Source organism: Vibrio algicola, from assembly GCF_009601765.2.
GTDB lineage: Bacteria > Pseudomonadota > Gammaproteobacteria > Enterobacterales > Vibrionaceae > Vibrio > Vibrio algicola.
Window position 1 is genome coordinate 2028844 of the sequence record NZ_CP045699.1, and the last position, 23152, is coordinate 2051995.

Below are 23152 nucleotides of genomic sequence, written 5' to 3' on the forward strand. Positions count from 1 at the left end.
AATGGGTAAGCCTACTGGATTTTTAGAGCACGGTCGTGAACTACCTAAAAAGGTCGATCCGAGTGTTCGTATACAAGACAATAAAGAATTCGTACTCGACCAAGAGTTTGGTGAAAAAATTAACACTCAAGCGTCTCGTTGTATGGATTGTGGGGTGCCGTTTTGTCATAGCGGTTGCCCTATCGGCAATATCATTCCTGAATTTAACGATGCGGTTTATCGTGATAGTTGGGAAGAAGCATGGAATATCTTAAGCAGCACCAATAACTTCCCGGAGTTTACCGGTCGCGTCTGCCCTGCACCTTGTGAAACCGCTTGTGTGCTTGGGATTAACCAAGATCCAATCACGATTTGTAATATCGAGAAAAACATCGTTGAGCGCGCTTACCAAGAAGGCTATGCCAAGCCGCGTAAACCACGTTCACGTACCGGAAAAACCATTGCGATTGTCGGCTCTGGCCCTGCAGGACTGGCGGCAGCTGAGCAATTAAATGCGGCGGGTCACTCGGTTACCGTTTATGAACGTGACGAGAAAATCGGCGGCCTACTGCGCTTTGGTATTCCTGACTTCAAACTCAGCATGGACGTTATCGATCGTAAAATCGATTTGATGCGTGAAGCTGGGGTTAAGTTTGAAGTCAATGCGCATATCGGTGTCGATATTAACGCTCAGCAACTGCGTCAAGATTTTGATGTGCTCTTGCTCACAGGTGGCTCAACCGTTCCGCGTGATCTTCCGATCCCTGGACGTGAGTTTAAAGGGGTGCATTTTGCCATGGAATTCCTTGGCCAAAATAACCGCCGTGCCAATAATATGGATCTTAAAACGGAAGAAATTCACGCCAAAGATGCTCATGTGGTGGTGATTGGTGGTGGTGATACGGGCTCTGACTGTGTGGGGACTTCCAACCGTCATGGTGCAACCAGCATTACGCAAGTTGAGATCATGCCAATTCCACCAGGTGAGCGCCCAGCTAACCAACCTTGGCCACAATATCCAATGATCATGAAAACCACCTCTTCACATGAAGAAGGTTGTGAGCGTCATTGGAATATTCTGACCAAAGAGTTTATTGGTGATGAGCAAGGTAATGTGACCGGTTTACGTATCGCCGATATCGTATGGCAAGATGCGAAACCCGGTGAGCGCCCAGGCTTTGATGAAGTAGCAGGCTCTGAGCGAGTGATCCCATGTACCAAAGCTTTCTTGGCAATGGGCTTTCTACACCCAGAACCAACAGGCGTACTAGCACAGCTTGATATTAAATTGGATGATCGCGGTAATGTGGCCAGCCAAGATTATCAAACCAACCAAAAAGGTGTGTTTGCTGCCGGTGATATGCGTACTGGACAATCTTTAGTGGTGCGTTGTATCAACGAAGGTCGTGAGTGTTCTCGCGCTATCGACAGTTACTTAATGGGCAGTTCAAACCTTGAAGCTCGCGCCGATTCATTAATGAAATCTGCATAAGCTCATTGAATCTGAGTCACGCTTTAAGCCCTACATAGTTCACTGTGTAGGGCTTTATTTTTACGCTTTAAAAGGTAAATTTAGTCTAATACTATCAATCCATATTGGTTAGATTTTTAGATATAAATAATTCGATTAACATCACTATTTTCTTAGGGTTTATATGCAAAAATTCATCTCATTCGCTATGGTTATACTATTAACCAGTTGCAGCAGCCAGAGTAAAAGTATGGAATCTAATCAAACATCACCTCATGCGCCAATGCTATGCAGTTCAAAACCCAACTGTGTATCCACTCAAGAAACGCGCAAAGATTATCAAGTTGCGCCGTTTGTTTTGACTTCCAGCGATATTAGTCTAAGCCAAATCGAAACGGTGGCATTAAGCTTTCCTCGCACTGAAACGATAGAAAAAAACGATGATTATCTGCATTTAACTTTTACCAGTTTAGTGTTGCGCTTTACCGATGATGTAGAGATCGTTAAAGAGGGTATCCATTTACACATTCGCTCTAAGTCTCGTGTCGGCCATTCAGATTTTGGCGTCAATCGTGAGCGCCTACAAAAACTGCGCACCAAGTTACTCGAACAAAATCTTATCCAGCCTTAACCCTCGCATTTAATATGATACAATCGCGCCATTATTGACCTAGATTGAAGCAGAGAACATTATGAAAGTTGGCATTATTGGCGCAATGGAACAAGAAGTTGCGATCCTAAAAGACGCATTAAGCAATAGCGAATCACAAACCAAAGGTGGCTGTACTTTTTACACCGGTAGCATCAATGGTGTCGATGTTGTGTTGCTGCAATCAGGAATAGGTAAAGTGGCAGCCAGTGTTGGTACTGCGCTACTAATTGAATGCTTCCAACCGGATGTGGTGATTAATACCGGTTCTGCTGGTGGTTTTGATTCAAGCTTAAATCTTGGTGATGTGGTGATTTCGTCTGAAGTTCGTCATCACGATGCTGATGTTACCGCTTTTGGTTATGAAATTGGTCAAATGGCGCAACAACCTGCCGCTTTTATTGCCGATGAAAAACTGATCCAACTGACCGAACAAGCACTGGCAACCATGAACGATACTTACGCAGTTCGCGGTCTTATTTGTACTGGTGATGTATTTGTCTGTACCCCTGAAAAACAAGCCTTTATTCGTCAACACTTCCCAACTGCGGTTGCGGTTGAAATGGAAGCGGCAGCGATTGCTCAAACCTGTCATCAATTTGCCAAGCCATTTGTGGTCGTGCGTGCAATCTCAGATGTAGCCGATAAAGAATCACCAATGAGCTTTGATGAATTTTTACCATTAGCGGCCAAGAGTTCTTCGGCGATGGTGATGGCAATGTTGACGCTTATTAAAGCTTAATATTTATCCTATTCACGCGATAAGCTAAGCTATCAATTTGAACATATCGAAAAGACGCGGCCCCATCTATGGGTGCTTGAAAAAGACCACCTATAGTCTTTAACACTTTCTCTATGCTCAATATTGATAGCTGATGCGGCAATATTGTTCGTGAAAAAGGCTTTTACAGAAATTTCATCACTGACACGCAATGGATCCTGACATGTCGGCACTACGCTCTTTTTACCTCTTTCTTATTCTGCTATTGATCTCAGCAAGCTGTATCGCAAATAGCAGTACGGCAAATAGCAGTATCGCTAATACGCCTGCACACCCAGTAGCGAAAAGAGTGATCACGCTAACCCCTCATGCCACCGAGTTGGCATTTTCTGCCGGTTTAGGCGATAGCTTAGTTGGTGTCAGTGAAAGCAGCGATTACCCTCCTCAAGCATTAAAACTGGAAAGAGTATCTAATTATCAAGGCATTAAATTAGAGCGTATTATTGCGCTTAAGCCTGATTTAGTCATCGCTTGGTCGAAAAACTCTAGCCCACGCGAAGTTGAAAAACTCAAACAATTTGGTATTCCGGTTTACTACTCCTCCATCAATACCCTTGATGATATTGCCGATAGCTTAGAAGATCTCAGCCGATGGGCACCTGATCCCACTATTGGCCAGCAACAGGCGCAGCTTTTTCGCCAGCAACTCACCGCAATTAGAACCGAAAACAAAAATAAAGCGCGAGTAAATTACTTCTTCCAAATGGGTGACTCAACGATCATCACCATGTCCGATCCTTACTGGCCGAGCGCTATTTTTGATATTTGCCATGGTCACAATATCTTTGCCAACAGTTCCGCCCCCTATCCTCAAGTGGGTCGTGAACAAGTGATCAATGCCAAACCACAGGTTATTTTCACCTCTAATCAACAAAACATTACGACCAAATTGTGGCAAGACTGGCCGCAAATCCCCGCCGTTAAGCATCAGTTTATTTGGACATTAAACCCCGATTGGTTAAATCGCCCTACTATGCGTAGCTTGAAAGCAATTAAGCAAGTGTGTGATGATTTTGATCAAGCTCGCCACTCGAATAAGGTTTTGCATTAAGGCCGAACCACAGTAGAATCTGCCGCAATATTGTTAACCCAATCGCAGACCTTATTACCATGGATATATCTTTACTTTATTTTTTCGATTTATTTGGCACCGCCATTTTTGCCATTTCCGGCGTATTACTCGCTGGACGATTAAAAATGGACCCTTTTGGAGTGGTGGTATTAGCAGCAGTAACCGCCATTGGTGGTGGTTCGATCCGCGATATGATGCTGGGTGCGACACCGATTTTTTGGATCATTGATAATAATTACTTGTGGGTTATCTTACTTACCTGTTTAACCACTCTCATTTTGGTAAGACGCCCAACAAAACTGCCTTGGTATATACTTCCCGTTTGTGACGCCATTGGTCTGGCGGTGTTTGTCGGCATTGGGGTGGAGAAGTCATTACGCTTGCAAGATTCAATGATGATCGCGGTTTTAATGGGGGTATTAACCGGTTGTGGTGGTGGGATCATTCGCGATATTTTAGCACGTGAAATTCCAATGGTATTGCGTAGCGAGATCTATGCGGTGGCCTGTATTGCCGGCGGTATTGTTCATACCAGTGCGCTGTATTTTGGCATTGATAGTTCACCAGCCTTTTTACTTGGCGTGGTGGTAACACTAAGCATTCGTTTAGCGGCCATTCGTTGGCATTTATCGTTGCCGACTTTTCAGCTAAAAGGTTAGTGATAGGCTCAAGTCTCTAACATAATTAAATAAAGCAAAAAGCGAGATCCCAGATAATTCGTGCCTCATTTCTGGGATGACGAGCAAAAAGTTCGTCATTCCATGCGTGAGCCTAGGCGAATAGACAGGGAATCTCGCTTTTATTGATAACAAGCATAACGAGTCGCTAGAATTTAGTCGCTCGTTAACTTATTCAATTACTTAATCGTAATACGGGCAAACTTACGCTTACCCACTTGGTATACCGCCGTACCAACTTCCGGTACCAGCTTAGTATCTTCAATCTTATTACCATCTAATTTTGCTGCGCCTTGACGGATCATACGCATTGCATCTGAAGTAGAACCCACTAGGCTCGCTTCTTTTAATAAGTTGGCAATGGCAATACCGGCTTCAAATTCAAATTCTGGCATTTCGTCAGGCATCGCACCTTTTTGGAAACGGTTAATGAATTCTTGCTCAGCGGCATCAGCGTCGGCTTGAGTATGGAAACGTGCAATGATTTCTTTGGCTAAAAGAATCTTAACATCGCGTGGGTTTTTACCCGCTTCAACATCAGCTTTAAATTGGGCGATTTCGTCTAATGGACGGAATGAAAGCAACTCGTAGTAGCTCCACATCAACACATCAGAGATCGACATGATCTTACCAAACATCTCACTTGGCGCTTCACTAACACCAATGTAGTTATGAGAAGATTTAGACATTTTCTTCTCACCGTCTAAACCCACCAGCAAAGGCATCATTAGTACAACTTGAGGTTTTTGTCCGTGCGCTTTTTGCAATTCACGGCCCATTAGCAAGTTGAATTTTTGATCCGCCCCGCCTAGTTCCACATCGGTTTCCATCGCAACTGAATCGTAGCCTTGCAATAAAGGATACATAAATTCGTGGATAGCAATAGGTTGATTGCCAGCATAACGCTTTTTAAAGTCATCACGCTCAAGCATGCGAGCCACGGTTTGGTTCGATGCTAAACGGATCATACCGGCTGCGCCTAATTCATTTAGCCATTCAGAATTAAATTGAATTTTGGTTTTGGCTGGATCAAGAATTTTAAACACTTGTTGCTTGTACGTTTCCGCATTGGCCAGCACATCTTCACGCGTCAGGGGTGGACGAGTGGTATTTTTGCCACTTGGATCGCCAACCATACCGGTAAAGTCACCAATCAAAAACGTCACATCATGACCCAATTCTTGGAATGCGCGTAATTTGTTAAGGATAACCGTATGACCTAAATGGATATCAGGTGCGGTTGGATCGGCGCCTAATTTAATACGTAAAGGGCGGTTAAGTTTTAATTTCTCAATCAATTCAGCTTCAGGGATCAATTCTTCGACACCGCGCTTAATCTCAGCCAGTGCTGCTTCAATACTCGCCATTTAGATTTACTCCGAAAATTAGGCATAAAAAGTGTATCAAGACATGATACTCAATAGCGCCCTTTTTGGAAACCAGTTAGACTGACTCATCTTATTTTTATCACTATATTTATATCAATCTCAATGAACATACGCACCCAATCATCCCGACTGCCAAAGTTACATAAAATCTTGATCGCCTCTATTGTGGTGTTCATTACTCTGGCGGTATTGATTTTACCGGATATGGACGATCTCACTCAGCATCAACCCAAGTTTAAAATCGGGAAATCTTACCCGCTAGAGATCCCAACCGAAGCATTAAGCTCCAATCCTATCGAAAAGAATTGGCTCCATTGGCAACCTTATACGGTGCAATCGGGCGAAAGTGCTTCGCTATTATTTAGTCGTATTGGGCTTTCTGCCAAATTGCTGCATCAATTAATTAGCAGCAATAATGATATTGAAAAACAACTGTCGCGCCTACGTCCAGGCGATACGCTTAATTTTGGGTTTGATAAAAGTAACCAACTCGTTGAATTAGTGCGACCACTCTCCGCTCATCAATCTTTTCGGGTTTATAAACAAGGCGATACTTTTACCTCAAAAGTTGAAACAAAAGAGATTGATGCCCAATACAATTACACCGAAGCCACCATCAGTTCTAACTTTTGGAATGCCGCCGTAAGCTCAGGGTTATCAGCCAATCAAATTATGGCATTAGCTGGTATTTTTGGTTGGGATATTGATTTTGCATTAGATTTACGCGCCGGCGATCACTTTGAAGTACTGTATGAAGATCGTTTTGTCGAAGGACGTAATATCGGTCAAGGTAACATTATTGCGGCAGTGTTCACTAACCAAGGATCAAGCTTTAAAGCCATTTATAATCCTGAAGATGGTAATTACTATGATGATCAAGGTCGTGCGATGAAAAAAGCCTTTTTACGCTCACCGATTGATTTTCGTCGTGTCACCTCAAATTTCAACCCTACTCGTCGTCATCCAGTAACCGGACAGGTCGTCGCGCACCGTGGCACCGATTATGCTGCACCCGTCGGCACGCCAATTTGGGCGGCTGGTGATGGCATTGTGGCAAAATCAGGCTATAACCAATTTAACGGTAACTATGTGTTTATTCGTCATAGTAATACTTACATTACCAAGTATTTACACATGAAGAAGCGTTCGGTAAAAACCGGCCAACGAGTTAAACAAGGTGATACGGTCGGCACACTAGGCGGCACAGGGCGAGTGACAGGCCCTCATCTGCATTATGAATTCTTAGTTCATGGGGTACATAAAAACCCAAGAACAGTCAATTTACCGCAATCTAAATCATTGATAGGTAAAAAGAAAAATGACTTTATCAAACTGGCGAAACAAAATTTAGATCAGCTCAAGCGCTATAACCATTTGTTGATCGCAAAAGAGTAAAAAAAATGCCTATCTCAATAAGATAGGCATTTTTAATCGATTTAATTAACGTTACACAAATTTCAGTCATTTTATGACCGTTCAAAATTGGATACAGAGAAAAGTGCAAAAGGCCATGAATGGCCTTTTCTCAAGCGCCTAGGACGGGACAGCGTCTTTTCGGCGTATTCAACTTGAAATGGCGTCGGCATTACACGCTAAACGACGCACCACAGCCACAAGTTGTGGTGGCATTAGGGTTATTGACGAAGAAACGAGATCCTTCAAGGCCCTCGGTGTAATCAACTACACCACCCAGCAAATATTGTAAGCTCATAGGATCAACCACTAAGGTCACACCTTGTTTGATAATAGTGGTATCGCCTTCGTTTACCTTCTCATCAAAAGTAAAGCCGTATTGAAAACCACTGCAACCACCGCCGGTGATATAAACACGTAGTTTTAATTCTGGATTTTCTTCTTCCTCAATCAAGATTTTTACTCGCGCCGCAGCGGTTTCAGAAAAAGATAAAGGTAGTTGCTCATCGCTCATGACAGCCTCTCACATTAGCGTAAATACCAAACCCATTCATTTAATCAGGCTTAGCGTAAGATACAACTGCATTAAGAATGTCTTACCATCTATGTTATGCAATCAAACTTGAATTATAGTGATTATCTAATACCTGACCTTATCGTTCAAGTATTGATCTTGTTTTGACAAAATAAAGTGCCTCTGATTTAACACCATTGGCGCGGCTTTAACAAATTTTAACGTCTAAATCAGTGCAATATCTACCATCTTAGTTATACAATGCTCAGGTATTCCAGTCATGCCTAAATCAACAAGCATGCTAAATGAATAGCGGTGTTGTACTTTCCGCATAAGACTTCTGGCTGCGACAAGAAGCGCGTAGCGACTAAGAGAAAAATAAAGGAAACCCCATGAGCAAATCTTCTGAACTGTACCAACAAGCACAGCAGACTATTCCCGGTGGTGTCAATTCACCTGTACGTGCATTTAATGGTGTCGGTGGCACCCCTCTTTTCATCAAACGTGCAGATGGTCCATTAATCTTTGATGCCGATGGTAAAGCTTATATTGATTATGTGGGTTCTTGGGGACCAATGATTTTAGGCCATAACAATACTGCAGTTCGTAACGCGGTGATTAAAGCGGCAGAACGAGGTCTTAGTTTTGGCGCGCCAACTCAATCTGAAATCAAAATGGCTGAAAAAGTCTCTGAGTTAGTGCCATCAATGGAACAACTGCGCATGGTGAATTCAGGCACTGAAGCGACCATGAGTGCCATTCGTTTAGCGCGTGGTTTTACCGGTCGCGATAAGATCCTTAAATTTGAAGGTTGTTACCACGGCCACGCTGATAGCTTATTAGTTAAAGCCGGTTCTGGTGCATTAACCTTAGGCCAACCAAGCTCTCCTGGCGTACCCGCTGATTTTGCTAAATACACATTAACCGCCACCTTTAATGATTTAACCTCAGTGCAAGAGTTGTTTGATGCTAACCAAGGTGAGATTGCTTGTATTATTGTGGAGCCTGTAGCGGGCAACATGAACTGCATTCCTCCGGTTGAAGGTTTTCTTGAAGGCTTACGTGAGATTTGTGATGCATCCGGCGCATTGCTGATTTTTGATGAAGTGATGACAGGTTTTCGGGTGGCCCAAGGCGGCGCACAAGCGTACTACGACATCAAGCCAGACTTAACCACACTGGGTAAGGTGATTGGTGGCGGCATGCCAGTCGGCGCATTTGGTGGTCGTCGCGATGTAATGCAATTTGTTGCCCCTACCGGTCCGGTTTACCAAGCAGGTACACTCTCTGGTAACCCTATCGCGATGGCGGCAGGTCTAGCTTGTTTGAACGAATTAGAAGGTGAAGAAAACGAAGCGCGCCTAGCTAAACACACTAAACTATTGGCTAAAGGGCTAAAAAAATCCGCTGCAGAGCACGGCATTCCAATGGCGATTAACTATGTGGGTGGTATGTTCGGTTTCTTCTTTACTGAGCAAAAAACCGTTACTTGCTATGAAGACGTGACTAAATGTGACACAGAACGCTTTAAGCGCTTCTTCCACTTAATGCTTGAGCATGGTGTTAACTTAGCACCATCAGCATTTGAGGCCAGCTTTATGTCACTTGCTCACTCACCTCGTGAGATAGAAGCAACCCTTGAAGCCGCTGATCGTTGTTTTGCAATCATGGCCACAGAGTCTAAATAATATTTTAGAGGGAATTATTTACCCCCAACATCACTCAGCCCCATGAGCCTTCTTTTATAAACAGAAGGCTCATCTAAGTGATTGGGGTGAGTGAACGTAGCCAACAAAGCTGTAGCTTCAAGTACGAAGATGCTATTTATACCCAAAGTAATTGAGGTTACAGTGAGGCGGCAAGATCGCTTAGCCCCATGAGTTTAGCTTGCCTAAATGATTGGGGTGAGTGAACGTAGCCAACAAAGCTGTAGCTTCAAGTACGAAGGGTATAATTATTGCCAATTAATAATCACGAGCAATACCACAACCGCAACTAAAACACTGAACCATGGAATAGGCTTTCTGCGCTTGTTACTCGCACAACCTTCTTTTTTACCACAACATGCCATATTGCCTCCAAATGCGATTAAACATTAATTGATAACGATTAGCTTTACCGTCATTATATACGCTTATATTCTACTCATTTCAAGAAGCCATAGCTTCAATATGACCTTAACAAGGACGACACATGACTAACAGGTTTCGAATGGGCCCCACACATTGGGTATTAATTGTGGCATTACTGTTTGCTGCCTATGCTTGTTTTTTATTGATATCCCCTTATCTCAACTCAATTGTGATGGCATTTATCATTTCACTGCTTATTTACCCATTACATGAGAAGCTTGAAAACCGTTGGTCAAGTTGCCCTAATAGCATTGCTTTTATCTCTTGTTTACTGCTCACTTTTATTATTGTTATTCCATTATTAGCCGTATTCGCCGCCATTATTCAGCAAGGAGCGCACTTCTCCCAAACCGTTTATGCCTGGGCCAGTGATGGCGGTATTCAAGAGCTACTTAGCCATCCTTATATTGCTAAAGCACTGCACATTGCCAATCAATACTTACCGTTCGATAACCTCGACCCACAACAAATAGCCCAACGAGCAGCACGCTTTATCTCGCAATTTGGATCAGTTTTGGTCTCATTTAGTGCCAAAATTTTAGGCGATGCGACTGGATTTCTCGCTAATTTCTTTTTAATGTTATTTGTGTTGTTCTTCTTGTTACGCGACCGCGATAAGCTGGTTAATGGCATGCGTCATATCCTACCGCTCTCTCGTAGCCAAGAAGACCGCTTACTCACTGAAGTTGAGCAGGTATCTAAATCAGCAGTGCTTGGTTCCTTTTTAACCGCGATTGCTCAAGCGATTGCTGGTGGTTTTTCCTTGTGGTTGGTTGGGTTACCCGGATTGTTCTGGGGAACCATGATTGGTGCAGCTTCGTTTATTCCAGTGGTAGGAACCGCATTAATTTGGGTACCCGCTGCGGCGTACTTATTCTTAACTGGTGATATTGGTTGGGGGATTTTCTTGGTTATATGGGGGGTCACCATCATTGGATCAATTGATAACATCATTCGTCCTCTGCTAATGCAAGGCAGCGCAGGCATGGATACTTTATTGATCTTCTTCTCTTTATTAGGCGGTATTCAATTATTCGGTTTAATCGGTTTAATTTATGGCCCATTGATTTTTGCTATCACTATGGTGCTATTTAAAATGTATGAAGAAGAATTCAAACATTTCCTCAATATGCAAGATAATAACTAAATATTACCCGATTGACGTATTGTAACCGCCTAATAAATCGCGGCTGCAATACGTCACTACTTCAACCACTTGCCGGTTAAATCCGCTGGTAACTCGTAAGATGATTGGTATCAAGGCCATATTATGCGAAAATCTGCTCATTGTTCACTGAGAGTTTCCCATCCATGTCTAGCTATACCGCTCCAAGTCAAATCGCTCAACGTAACATTGAGTACTTTTCAGATAAACGCGTCTTAATCGCCGGTGAAGCCGAAGATCTGTTTTGTCTTGAATTAGCCAAACACTGTCAGTCGGTAGCCGTTTTTACCACTCACTATGGCTATCATCAGCAATTTAAGCAGCATGAGCAGATTCAATCCTATTTTGGCGCGCACCTGACCGACACTATCGATGCGGATATGTTGCTGCTATATTGGCCAAAAGCTAAGGCAGAGGCCCAATATTTACTCGCTATGTTGATGGCAAAAATAGGGCCGAATACTGAAATCTGCGTAGTGGGCGAAAACCGCTCAGGAGTAAAGAGTATTGAGAAAATGTTTACTCAATATGGCACGGTTAAGAAATACGATTCCGCTCGTCGTTGTTCTTTTTATTGGGGTCAATCTCATACCCAAGCGCCTGCTTTTGATTTAAATGAATGGTATAAAACTTACCCGCTAACCATTGGTAATGACACTCTGCAAATAAAAAGTCTGCCTGGGGTATTTAGTCATGGCGAATTTGATAAAGGTACCGAGCTACTGCTTGAAACCCTACCAAGGCTGAAAGGAAAAGTGCTTGATTTTGGTTGTGGCGCTGGCGTGATTGGCTGTGTGCTTGCCACTCGTTACCCTAAGGCCAACGTAGCGATGTGTGATATCAGCGCTCTTGCGATTGAATCAAGCAAAGCAACTTTAGCCATTAATGGTTTAGACGGTGAGGTTTTTGCCTCAGATATTTATTCCGATGTGGGTAAAAGTTATGATTTTTTAATCAGTAATCCACCGTTTCATTCTGGTTTAGATACCCAATACAGCGCGGCTGAAACCTTGTTATCGCAAGCACCACAGCATCTCTCTGCCCGAGGGCAAATGTTTATCGTCGCCAATAGTTTTTTAAAATACCAACCGATCATTGAGCAAGCATTTGGTCATTGTATTGTGGCGGCTAAAAATACTAAATTTGCTATTTACCACGCCAATAAAACTCAGCACTAATCTTTGTGGATCTTGAATTTTTTCTATTTTCAAGATCCATTATTTCCTGCCAATATTGCCCTTATCAATCTGCGATCTCGTTTACTTTATTCCCTCTGCCAAGATTTATTCACAAAACAGATGGGTTAGGATTTTTAATATAAGCAACGATATATTGAAACTTTAAAACTCACAATACTGGTTCTCGATCACCTTTTTTTATATCAAAAATAAAGTTATCTTCCCTATCGACAAATAACGTAGTAAAAAGGCTTTGCTTAATCGTTTGCCTAAAAAGTTAAAAGATGAGTACTTTCTTCATTTCGGCCACCCTTTATTTCAATAGCAAGTAGTCACTTATGTTTAAATCAAAAAAATCCAATAAATTCCAAAAGCTTCAGCACACCTTGATGGTCGCGTTTCTGGTGCTAAGTATTACGCCTTTTACTATTATTGCGGTTTTTTTCTTACACTCTCACACCCAAGATTTGCAAGAACAAAGTACCTCTTATTTGCTCTCCGTTCGTGATACTAAAAAGCAACAGGTTAATAGTTATCTCAAAGCGAAAGAATCGGAAGTGATGGGGGTGGTTCGCTCTGAATTAGCCTATTCAAGTGGCGGACGTTTTTATGGCTTAATCAACGGTTTCACCATGCTCGGTGACAATATAGAGCAAGCTAGAAAAAATGCTCAACAACGTTATATTTTAGGTTCAGGCAATAAAATCAAAACTGCGGTCCTCCCAGAGTCGCCTAATTTTATCGGCAGCGAGCGCTATCGTCTGCTGCATAAACGCTACCATTGGGCATTTGTCGAACTGCTTAAACGCTCTGATTTCAGCGATATATTATTAGTTGATCGCAATGGTAACGTAGCTTACTCAGTCAAAAAAGACGCGGATTATGGCACCAACTTATTAAGCGGCCCTTATCAAAAAACTCCGCTCGGCCAAACTTTCGCTAAGTTAAGAAATACCGTCAAAGCCTCACGTAAAAATAATGAAGATTACACCCCCGTTATTTTCTCTGATTTTAATAAAGACAAATCCAAGCAAACTTTGTGGTTAGGGGCGCCTATCATTCAGCAAGGGTACTTACACAGTTATGCAATGTTTAAACTGCCCAATACCGCTTTATCAAATATGATCAACGCGCATAGTAAAAAAGAATCGTTAACCAAATTATTAGTCGGCCAGCATAAACATTCAAAAGTACTCGATTTATCTCAAAAAAGTATCGATGCCAGTAGCTTGGTTATCGATAAAGCATTAGCCGGTCATTCTGCGGTTGAATCATTTACCGATACCAATGGTGAAAAACTTCTAGCCGCTTACACCCCTATTCATATAAAAGATAAAACTTGGGCGCTAGTAGTTCAATTACCTGAAAAACAAGCTTATGCCCGAGTTCACCAATTAAAAAATATCTTCGCAATTGTGATGGTAATAGGCATTATTTTAGTGGTGGTGTGCTCTCATTATTTATCTAACTTTATTACCGCACCATTATTAAAACTTGCGTGGGCAGCAGAGCGAGTGTCCGCCGGCGATCTCGATCAAGAGCTTGAAGTATTAAAACGCAAAGATGAAATTGGCCGCTTATCGGTTAGTTTTATCCGTATGCAACGCTCGATCAGAGAAAAGATCTTATTGATCGGCGATCAAAATAAAATTCTCGAAAATAATATTCAAACCATCAAGCAAAAAAATGATGATTTGGAACTGGCCAATAAGCTGAAAGATGAGTTTTTGGCCACGACTTCTCATGAATTAAGAACCCCATTGCACGGTATGGTCGGCATTGCGGAATCGTTGATCTCTGGTGCGAATGGCCCATTGCCAGCCAATCAAAGGCATCAACTCGATATTATCATTAATAGCGGTCAACGCCTAACCACTTTGGTCGATGACCTACTCGACTACCATAAAATGCGTTATGGCAATTTAGACATTCAAACCACTACAGTGGACGTTGCGTCGGCCACTCGCTTAGTATTGGAATTATCTCAACATCTACTTGGCAGTAAACCGATCCGCATTATTAACCAAATTCCATTAGAGCTGCCGTTAATCGCCGCCGATGCTCAACGCTTAGAGCAAGTGCTGTATAACTTAATTGGTAATGCGATCAAATACACCAGTGAAGGCAAGATCATTATCTCGGCCACGGTGCTAGATAATAATATTCGCATGCAAGTGGTGGATACCGGCCAAGGGATCCCCGCCGATCAACTTGACCACATCTTCGAGCCGCTTATCCAAGCTGGACAAGATTCGAGTCGTTATCGTCAAGGGGCAGGTTTAGGCTTGTCAATTAGTCGCCAATTAATTGAACTGATGGGGGGATCGCTGTATGTCAGTAGTCAGCCGCTGGTCGGCACCACGTTTAGCTTCTCATTACCAATAGCCAGTGAGCAACAAATCGCTGAGCATAAATACCAAGCGCCAAATGAGCATTTTCAAGCTCCAGAAAGTAATGCCCCGCTCACTGATCTTGATTCCTCATCATTGCCAGTAAATAGCGATGGTCCATTATTGGTGGTAGCTGATGATGAACCGGTGAACTTACGCATTTTAGACAGTTTCTTACGTTTAGAAGGCTACCGAGTGAAAACCGCAGCCGATGGTTTAAGTGCGCTGCAATTAATTGAGAAAGAGAAACCAGAATTAGCCTTACTGGATGTAATGATGCCAGGCATGAGTGGTTATGAAGCCTGTGAAGAAATCCGCCAACAATATGATCATGGTGAACTGCCGGTTATCTTACTGACAGCACTAAGCCAAAGCAAAGATCGGGTACGAGGCTTTGAAGCGGGGGCGAACGACTACTTAACTAAACCATTTAATAAACAAGAACTGGCGGCGCGGATTAAAGCTCACTTAACCGCCAGTAAGGCCGAACAACGCCGGATAGAAAATAGCAAATTACAACAAGAGCTACGCATTAGAGAACAAGTTGAAGCCAGCCTACTGGAAACTCAAGGTCGCTTATTAGAGCAATTAGAGTCGGCGCCAGAAGCGATTGTTTGCGTGCGTGAAGATGGTCGAATTCGTTTTGCCAATGATTCGGCGGCTAAATTATTTAAGCGCAGCCCCGAGCAACTCAAGCGCTCTACCGCCGATGAGATTATCGCACCGAAATACCTGAATTTAACCCAAGAGCATTTTTGTGGCGATGCGGATATTTTCATTGAAGATAAGCGAGTGCACATCCAAAGTGACGTGTTAACGCTACCGCAAGCTTCAGGCCTACAATCTATGTATATCTTTAATATTGGCGGCGGCGTTAATGCGCAGCGAATTGATAACTTAGAAACCGCCATCGAAGCACTGTCGAGTTATGCGTTTGAAGGCGATAAAAACAAACTACAGCAACTTAAAGAGCTGGGCGGTGAATTTACTCGCTTAGCCGATAAAGTGTCGCATAAGAGCGAAGATAAACAGCAAATTATGCGTGATATTTTAGTCGATACAATGACTACCGCGCTCGATTATTGGGAATCGGCAACGGGCCAAACTAAATACACCTTAGCCGAGGAAAGTGGCTTGTGGCGCGTCTATCTCGACCGTAGCACCCTACAAACCCGCACCTTAGATAAATATCTACGGATTGAAACCCTGCCTAAAACACCACGTTGGCGCACCGTACTCAATACCATTGATTACATCCTAGAACACAGCAACGCCAATACCCCACAGCGCCAGCATTTGATTGAGTGTCGTGAAAAGCTGCAACTATTGTTGGTGAGTTAAACTATATTGATGAGTTCAGCAATCTTGCTAAGTTAAAGCAGCATTGGAGAGTTCAGCTATGTTGGTGAGTGAGAGCAATATGGGTAAGTTAGAACCATGTTGATGAGTTAAGTAAGATAGCGATTGTTAATAATAATCACGCCGTTAAGATCTGAGCATCTTAACGGCATTTTTTTGTTCACTGCAGGAAGCAATACCAATTCCATTTAATATTTGATCAGTTTGAATACACCAAAAAGACGCGGATCTGTCCTTGGCCGCTTGAGAAAAGGTCATCATGGCCTTTGACACACTTCTCTGCACTCAATGTTGAACGATCATGACATTGATGGAATGGGTATAACTTCGATAACCCTGCTTTGCTGCGGCCTTTTTGCCACCTTTTTTGGCGGTTGAAAAAAGGTGGGGCGCCTAAGGCTGTACGATCAACTCACCATTATAGCCAAGATAAGCACCACACTAACAAGCTAACAAAACCGCACCAATACTTATTTTACACTAATAAATAACAGCCAGTACCGACTGATAAACAGTAACAAAAAAGCACTAATTTGGATTTTTGTTGACCCCAAAAGCGTAACTTTTGTAGGTAATGCGAAGTCAGTCACAACAAATTGGCAATACTATTTTTCAGTAAAAAAGTAAGCTCACTCACTGTAAGTGATCCAGATCGCAAGATCAAAAGCAATAACAAATACCACCTTATTTAAAAGCACTTAAACGTAGTGATTACTTACTTATACTGACCAAATAAACGTAATCGTGATATGAATCACATTTCAAACTGCGCAATAAAACGACAAATTTAATTTTATTTTTACGTTATTAACGTCACAAGCCATAACTTTGACGTTTTTAACGGGAATACAAATTGACGATTTCAACGATAAGGTGTTTTCTGTACTGGCAAAGGGCCTACAGGCCACTCTGGAATGATTAGTGAATGTTTGAACATCACATCCACAATAGAAGATTATTCAGGGGTAGGTCTTAAGCGAGTGTTTATCAATTGATGACATTCCTTTTAATAAGCTAAATCAAAAGCAAAAGTAAGGAACAGCTATGCTTAACAAAATAAAAAAAACAGCAATCGCTGCAGCAGTTATCTCTGTTGCCGCTACTGGTTTCTCTACAGTAGCAACAGCTGCAGAGCGCAGTGAATTGACTATCGTACCGGATTTCTACCCTACATTTGTACGTAACTTTAACCCGTACTTAGGTGCTACTAACTTAAAAACAACGACGGATTTCATTTACGAGCCACTAGTTATCTTTAACGAAATGCACGGCAATACGCCAGTGATGCGTCTTGCAAAAGATTTCAAAATGTCTGATGACCTAATGACGGTAACTTTTGATATCCGTAAAGGTGTTAAATGGTCTGATGGTAAGCCGTTCACAGCACACGATGTGCTTTACTCGTTTAACCTTGTGAAAAAATTCCCAGCACTTGACCAATCTGGTATTAACAAGCAACTTAAAAGCGTTGAGATCAAAGGCGACTACCAAATTATCTTCCACCTAAACGAAGCTAATTCAAATGTCCCTTACGAGATTGCCAAAGTGCCTGTTGTTGCAGAGCACATCTGGAAAGACGTAAAAGATCCAACCACTTTCACCAATGAAAACCCTGTAGGTACTGGTCCATTTACTGAGATCGACACCTTTACACCACAACTTTACATTCAGTGTGAAAACCCAAATTACTGGGATGCGAAAGACCTAAATGTTGATTGTTTACGCGTGCCACAAATCGCCAACAATGACCAACTATTAAGTAAGATCATTAACTCTGAGTTAGATTGGACGTCTTCGTTCGTACCAGACATTGATAAAACCTACGCATCTGTCAGCAAGGATCACCATTACTGGTACCCTGCAGCAGGTACACAAGGCTTTATGGTGAACTTTGCTGAAAAAGATCCAGCTAAGAAAGAAGCATTGACTAACGTTGACTTCCGTCGCGCATTCTCAATGGCTCTTGACCGTCAAACTATCATTGATATCGCATTCTACGGCGGCGGTACAGTCAATGACTTCGCATCGGGCCTAGGCTACGCATTCGAAGCATGGTCTGACGAAAAAGTTCACAATAAATACAAAGGCTACAACACTTACAACGTTGACGGCGCGAAGAAGCTGCTTGCTAAAGCGGGCTTTAAAGACGTAAACAACGATGGATTTGTTGATACTCCATCTGGTAAGCCATTTGAGTTATTGATTCAATCACCAAACGGTTGGACTGACTTTAACAACACAGTACAGCTTGCGGTTGAGCAGCTGGAAGAAGTAGGCATTAAAGCCAAAGCACGTACCCCTGAGTTTGCGGTTTACAACCAAGCAATGCTTGATGCGAACTACGATGTTGCGTTCACTAACTACTTCCACGGTGCGGATCCATACACTTACTGGAACTCGGCTTACAACTCAGCGTTGCAAAGCGGTCAGGGTATGCCTCGTTTCGCGATGCATTTCTTCAAAAATGATAAGTTAGATTCATTGCTAAACAGCTTCTACAAAACGGCTGACAAGCAAGAGCAAATGAACATTGCTCACCAAATCCAACAAATCATTGCTGAAAACCAAGTAACGATTCCTGTTATGTCTGGCGCGCAATTCTTCCAGTACAACACGAAGCGCTTCACTGGTTGGTGGAATGAGAAAAATCCAAAGGGCCGTCCAAGCATCTGGGCTGGTATTCCTGAGCGTCTATTGCAAGTACTGGACCTAAAACCAGTTAAATAAGCAAGTCGTTCACTCGTGCGGCGCATGCCTAATGCGCCGCCATTTAAATCTCCCTCCTACTGATAAAAGTATGGCGCTCGTCGTCAGGGGATTTCTTTGTCTGAAATAGGCGTCCTGAAACCAGAGTCAGGCCAAAAAATCTGGGATAGTTAAGGTGTAAGTTATGGGATTTTTCTTAAGACGTTTAGGTTTTTATTTTATCGCTTTAGTCGTCGCTGCAACGATTAACTTTGCGATTCCGCGTGCCATGCCTGGTGACCCAGTTACCATGATGTTTGCTCACGCTACTGTGCAGGTTACTCCAGAACGTATCGCGGCAATGAAAGAGCTATTAGGCTTTGTCGACGGTAATATTTTTATACAATATTTTGCCTACATTAAAAACATTTTCCAATGGAATTTGGGCACCTCAATTCAGTTCTTTCCATTACCAGTGTCTGACTTATTAGGTCGTGCATTTGGATGGTCATTATTTTTAGCCGGTACTGCGGTTGCTTTCTCTTTTTCTTTAGGTTCCATTCTTGGCATTTTCGCTGCATGGAAACGTGGCAGCAAATTCGACACTTTTATTTCGCCAGGAATGTTAGTGGTGCAAGCGGTACCACAAGTGGTTATTGCGATGTTAGCCATGTTTACCTTTGCGGTTGGCTTGCGTTGGTTCCCAACCGGTTACGCTTACACCGCAGGTAACCTACCTGATTGGACTAGCTGGACATTTATTAAAGATGTCGCCTATCACGCCGTTCTACCTTTGTTCTGTGCCTCTGTGGTTCAGATTGGTGGCTTCTTAATTAACATGCGTAACAACATGATTAACTTGTTAGGTGAAGATTACATCACCATGGCAAAGGGGAAGGGCTTAAGCGAAAACCGAGTGGTGTTTAACTACGCGGCACGTAACGCCATGCTACCAAGTGTGACCGCGCTGTCGATGTCGTTAGGTATGGCAATTGGTGGTCAGTTGATTGTTGAAATCATCTTTAACTACCCAGGCCTAGGTTCGGTGTTATTTAACGCCATCAACTCTCGTGACTATCAAGTTCTCCAAGGTCAACTGCTTATCATGACCTTATTTATGCTGTTCTTTAACTTACTGGCCGACATGTTGTATGTCGTACTTGACCCTCGCCTACGTAAGGGAGGCAAATAATCATGAAAGGTTTCCTTAAATTAATAGTCGGTAATCCTAAAGCTTTAACCGGCATGATTATCTTAATGTTATTCATTTTTATCGCAGTATTTGCTCCGTTTATCACTAAACATGCACCCGATAAACGTACCGGTAATCCACATGAATACCCAAGTGCTATCGTAAAAATGGCACAAAGCACGCCAGACGGATGGGTCGCAACCAATCTTGCTAACGACCGCCGCACTATGGCGATGTCGAAAAAAGCCGATCACACACTGGGTACCACTCGTATGGGGCGTGATGTTTGGTCTCAACTTGCTTACGGTGCTCGTGTATCGCTAGGTGTGGGTTTTGGTGCTGGTATTGTGGTGTGTTTCTTAGCCACAGTGATTGGTGTTTCGGCTGGCTACTTTGGTGGCAAAACCGATGATGTACTCACCGCCGCCATGAATATTATGTTGGTAATACCGCAGTACCCACTACTGTTTGTTCTGGCTGCCTTTATTGGTGAGGCAGGGCCATTAACCATCGCCTTGATAATAGGTTGTACCTCCTGGGCATGGGGCGCTCGTGTGGTACGTTCACAAACTTTAGCTCTACGTGAAAAAGAGTTCGTCAAAGCAGCAGAAGTATTGGGTGAATCTTCATTCCGCATTATTTTTGTTGAAATTCTGCCAAACCTTATCTCGATTGTAGGCGCAAGTTTCATCGGTTCTGTGATGTATGCCATCATGATGGAAGCGACTATTTCGTTCCTAGGTCTTGGCGACCCAAGCACCATCAGCTGGGGCATCATGTTATACAACGTACAAACCTCATCCGCCATCTTGGTTGGCGCATGGTGGGAACTGATTGCACCATGTATGGCATTGACTGTATTGGCTGTTGGTCTCGCACTGCTTAACTTCGCAGTTGATGAAGTTGCTAACCCGCAATTACGTTCACATAAAGGCATGAAGCGTTGGAAGAAGATTGCCGAGCAAGACGTAAAAGAACGGACACCAGAAATGCCTCCTCAAAATGCACTTTGGAGCGGAGATAAATAATATGACAGATATCAATAAAAATGAGCCGCTCATCTCAGTTCGTAACTTATGTGTTGATTACATCACTGACGCGGGCGATGTCCGCGCGGTGAACAATGTAAGTTTTGACCTAGCGCCAGGCGAAGTATTTGGTCTGGCCGGTGAGTCTGGTTGTGGTAAATCAACCGTCGCATTCTCGCTAATGCGTCTGCATAAGCCGCCAGCCTTTATTACCGGCGGTGAAGTGATTTTTAACGGTGAAGATATTTTGAAGTACAGCGAAGACCGTATGCAGTCTTTCCGCTGGAGCCAAATGTCGATGGTATTTCAAAGTGCCATGAACGCCTTGAACCCAGTATTACCTCTAGAAGAGCAATTTTGTGATGTGATCATGCGTCATACCAATATGACTCGTGATCAAGCGGTGATTCGCGCTCAAGGTCTATTGGAAATCGTGGATATTCACCCCGATCGCTTAAACGATTACCCGCACCAGTTCTCTGGTGGTATGCGTCAACGTTTAGTTATTGCAATTGCGTTAGCGCTTAATCCTAAAATGATCATTATGGATGAGCCAACCACCGCACTCGATGTAGTGGTACAACGTGAAATTCTGCAAAAGATTTATGCGCTAAAAGAAGAGTTTGGTTTCTCAATTTTATTCATTACCCATGATTTGTCACTGATGGTCGAGTTCTCTGACCGCATCGGCATCATGTACTCAGGTGAATTAATTGAAGTCGCACCTTCAAAAGAAATTTTAGAGTCGCCTTACCATCCGTACACCAAAGGGCTGGGGTCTTCTTTCCCACCGTTAACTGGGCCAAAAACCAAGCTAACGGGTATTCCGGGTAACCCTTTGAACTTGCTAGACATCCCACAAGGCTGTCGTTTCCAAGCTCGTTGTGAACGTGTTCATGACACTTGTCGCCAAGTTCCAACCCAATTGCGTCAAATTGAGCCGGGTCGATTGTCTAACTGTCATTTATATGGCGAGCCAATTTCAGTCGCGACAGTATAGCGAACCAACGCATAGAAAAAACGGCGATAACAGCCAGTTAACAAAGAATTAGCGTAAAGCTGGAGACAATTATGAGCTCATCAGAAGTATATGGAAAATTGTTGATTGAAGGGAAGAATCTGATTAAAGATTTCCCGCTTAACAGCAATTCAATGAAGCAAACCAAAATGCGCGCTATCAATGACGTGTCATTTAAGATGTACAAAAGCCGTGGTCTTGCTGTGGTCGGTGAATCGGGTTCAGGTAAATCGACCACCGCCAAAATGATCGCCAAAATGTACGCTCCAAGCGGTGGCCACATTGAGTACAAAGGTCGTGATATTCAAGAGATCAAAAAGAAACACGATCTAATGCAATATCGTGAAGGGGTGCAAATGGTATGGCAAGACCCGTTTGGGTCGTTAAATCCAACCCATAACATTTTTCACCACATTGCTCGCCCTTTGATCATTCATAACAAAGTAAAAAGCAGCAATAAAAAAGAGCTACAAGAGCGTGTTTATGAACTGCTTGAGCAAGTGGGCCTAAACCCAGCCAAAGAAACCTCAGTGAAATTCCCGCATCAGTTATCTGGCGGTCAACGTCAACGTGTCAACTTGGCGCGTAACATTGCAGTCGGCGCTGAAGTGGTACTTGCCGATGAACCAACATCAATGTTGGATGTTTCGATTCGCGCCGGTGTTTTGAACCTAATGGAAGAGATGAAGTTTGAAAAGAAAATGTCTCTACTTTATATCACCCATGATATCGCTACCGCTCGTTATATTGCTGAAGACCTTTCAGTCATGTACGTCGGACACATGGTGGAATGGGGCGACACCGATGAGATCATTCATGATCCTCAGCACCCATACACTCAATTATTGGTATCAGCGGTTCCGGATCCTAAGAAATCGATCCACGAAAAGCTAAAAGGCAATAAAGGTGATATTCCACTTTGGACGCCAGAGTCTGTCGGTTGTCCATTTGCCGGTCGTTGTCTGCATGTGTCAGATAAGTGCCGCGAAAAAATGCCGGAAGTAACGCAACTTTCGACTAACCATTTTGTTCGCTGTTACTTATTTGAAAAATAAACACGC

General features: G+C 43.0%; 17 protein-coding genes. 15 read left to right on the top strand and 2 right to left on the bottom strand.

The features are described from left to right. Position 1: 1 nt before the first annotated feature. The 5 genes from GFB47_RS09245 (at position 2) to GFB47_RS09265 (ending at position 4611) form a co-directional block, all read left to right on the top strand. Positions 2-1471: a glutamate synthase subunit beta gene (locus GFB47_RS09245; protein WP_153447724.1), complete on the top strand. Its 1470-nt coding sequence runs from the start codon at positions 2-4 to the stop codon at positions 1469-1471. Positions 1472-1700: 229 nt separating this feature from the next. Further along, on the top strand, positions 1701-2081 hold the full coding sequence (locus GFB47_RS09250) for a DUF1499 domain-containing protein (protein ID WP_225874263.1): 381 nt from the start codon (positions 1701-1703) through the stop codon (positions 2079-2081). 61 nt (positions 2082-2142) lie between these two features. Continuing rightward, entirely contained in the window at positions 2143-2841 is a 699-nt protein-coding gene (gene mtnN, locus GFB47_RS09255) for a 5'-methylthioadenosine/S-adenosylhomocysteine nucleosidase (protein WP_153447726.1), read from the top strand. A gap of 202 nt (positions 2842-3043) precedes the next feature. After that, positions 3044-3931: a vitamin B12 ABC transporter substrate-binding protein BtuF gene (btuF, locus tag GFB47_RS09260; protein ID WP_153447727.1), complete on the top strand. Its 888-nt coding sequence runs from the start codon at positions 3044-3046 to the stop codon at positions 3929-3931. 59 nt (positions 3932-3990) lie between these two features. Continuing rightward, entirely contained in the window at positions 3991-4611 is a 621-nt protein-coding gene (locus tag GFB47_RS09265) for a TRIC cation channel family protein (RefSeq protein WP_153447728.1), read from the top strand. 197 nt (positions 4612-4808) lie between these two features. Here GFB47_RS09265 and tyrS read toward each other — a convergent pair whose 3' ends face one another. Further along, positions 4809-5996, bottom strand: coding sequence for a tyrosine--tRNA ligase (gene tyrS / locus GFB47_RS09270; RefSeq protein ID WP_153447729.1), 1188 nt, complete (start codon positions 5994-5996; stop codon positions 4809-4811). A gap of 123 nt (positions 5997-6119) precedes the next feature. Between tyrS and GFB47_RS09275 the strand changes: the two genes are divergently transcribed. Further along, positions 6120-7412, top strand: a complete 1293-nt coding sequence (locus tag GFB47_RS09275) for a peptidoglycan DD-metalloendopeptidase family protein (RefSeq protein WP_407701677.1) — start codon at positions 6120-6122, stop codon at positions 7410-7412. A 190-nt stretch (positions 7413-7602) separates the two neighbouring features. Here GFB47_RS09275 and erpA read toward each other — a convergent pair whose 3' ends face one another. After that, the gene (gene erpA, locus GFB47_RS09280; protein WP_153447730.1) at positions 7603-7944 is read right to left on the bottom strand and encodes an iron-sulfur cluster insertion protein ErpA; all 342 of its coding nucleotides are present in this window, start codon (positions 7942-7944) and stop codon (positions 7603-7605) included. 392 nt (positions 7945-8336) lie between these two features. Here erpA and hemL point away from each other — a divergent pair, with 392 nt between their 5' ends. The 9 genes from hemL (at position 8337) to GFB47_RS09325 (ending at position 23146) form a co-directional block, all read left to right on the top strand. Continuing rightward, positions 8337-9632, top strand: coding sequence for a glutamate-1-semialdehyde 2,1-aminomutase (gene hemL, locus GFB47_RS09285; RefSeq protein ID WP_153447731.1), 1296 nt, complete (start codon positions 8337-8339; stop codon positions 9630-9632). Between the two features lie 505 nt (positions 9633-10137). Then, complete coding sequence (locus GFB47_RS09290; RefSeq protein WP_153447732.1) at positions 10138-11223, top strand: AI-2E family transporter; 1086 nt, start codon at positions 10138-10140, stop codon at positions 11221-11223. A gap of 164 nt (positions 11224-11387) precedes the next feature. Beyond that, positions 11388-12419, top strand: coding sequence for a 16S rRNA (guanine(1207)-N(2))-methyltransferase RsmC (gene rsmC, locus GFB47_RS09295; protein ID WP_153447733.1), 1032 nt, complete (start codon positions 11388-11390; stop codon positions 12417-12419). A 338-nt stretch (positions 12420-12757) separates the two neighbouring features. After that, a complete protein-coding gene (locus GFB47_RS09300) occupies positions 12758-16150 on the top strand; it encodes a response regulator (RefSeq protein WP_153447734.1) in 3393 nt (1130 codons plus the stop codon). Between the two features lie 1062 nt (positions 16151-17212). Beyond that, positions 17213-18895: an ABC transporter substrate-binding protein gene (locus tag GFB47_RS09305; RefSeq protein WP_153447735.1), complete on the top strand. Its 1683-nt coding sequence runs from the start codon at positions 17213-17215 to the stop codon at positions 18893-18895. Between the two features lie 163 nt (positions 18896-19058). Further along, entirely contained in the window at positions 19059-20045 is a 987-nt protein-coding gene (locus GFB47_RS09310; protein WP_153447736.1) for an ABC transporter permease, read from the top strand. A gap of 2 nt (positions 20046-20047) precedes the next feature. Continuing rightward, positions 20048-21073, top strand: coding sequence for an ABC transporter permease (locus tag GFB47_RS09315; RefSeq protein ID WP_153447737.1), 1026 nt, complete (start codon positions 20048-20050; stop codon positions 21071-21073). A gap of 1 nt (position 21074) precedes the next feature. Next, entirely contained in the window at positions 21075-22073 is a 999-nt protein-coding gene (locus tag GFB47_RS09320; protein WP_153447738.1) for an ABC transporter ATP-binding protein, read from the top strand. Between the two features lie 71 nt (positions 22074-22144). Further along, positions 22145-23146: an ABC transporter ATP-binding protein gene (locus GFB47_RS09325; protein WP_153447739.1), complete on the top strand. Its 1002-nt coding sequence runs from the start codon at positions 22145-22147 to the stop codon at positions 23144-23146. The last annotated feature ends 6 nt before the right edge of the window (positions 23147-23152 follow it).